The organism is Bartonella sp. LB28NMGDW, assembly GCF_042194435.1.
In the GTDB taxonomy this organism is placed as follows: Bacteria; Pseudomonadota; Alphaproteobacteria; order Rhizobiales; family Rhizobiaceae; genus Bartonella; species Bartonella grahamii.
In genome coordinates this window covers 1-749 of record NZ_JBHIMX010000128.1, presented here as the reverse complement: position 1 = coordinate 749, position 749 = coordinate 1, and the positions used below count along the sequence as shown (strand labels likewise).

The following is a 749-nucleotide window of genomic DNA, read 5'->3' as shown; positions in this document are numbered from 1 at the left end:
GACGTCATTGCTGAAGACAATCTCATCATCCGTGGTTTAAGTGGAGAGCGGGCTGGTCATGTGATCAACAGCTCAGGTCTTTTAGAAGCCGTGTCCGGCGATATGACCTTCGATGTCTCAGCGCTTACCAACATGCGTGAAGGTGGGGTTGAAGTTAGCGATAAAGTGGTTGGTCATAGTTACGTGCAAGGAGAATGGGAAAAAATCCCAGGTGTTGATAAACACACAAAGATCAAGAAAAATATCGACACTACGATCATTCGTCAGCAGCCTCATTTTACCAATAATGCTGCACAGATTTTAGTAGGACGTCATCTGACAATTAATGCCGGTGATATCCGCAATAGCTATAGCTTGATTGCTGCCAATGGCAATATTGAGATGCATGGCGATACCTTGCTCAATGAGGGGCGTGATTTAATCGAAACAACTAAGGTTGTGACTGAAACACGCTACAGACATAAAGACTGTAATATGTGGACCAATCCAGGGTGTATAGCGCATGGTGCAGACGAATGGGACGGTCCTACTTTTACCCAAACACCCAAGCGTACCTATGATGCTGTTTACGGCACGATTGAAGCGGGTGGCACGCTTGATGCTAAGTTGACAGGCTATATTGACAATCATGCGGTGCGTGAGGGGGTTGAGCAAGTTGGCTTAAGCTCTGGCGATAAAGGTTTGGCTGGTGTTAAAAACACCGATTTTGATGGTTCCAAACCACTGATTAGTGATGATCGATTGGACGG

1 protein-coding gene is annotated in these 749 nt (G+C 45.9%); it reads left to right on the top strand.

Going from position 1 to position 749, the window contains the following annotated elements:
- A partial coding sequence (locus ACFIKG_RS09595; protein ID WP_375652231.1) for a hypothetical protein occupies positions 1–749 on the top strand: 749 nt, incomplete at both ends.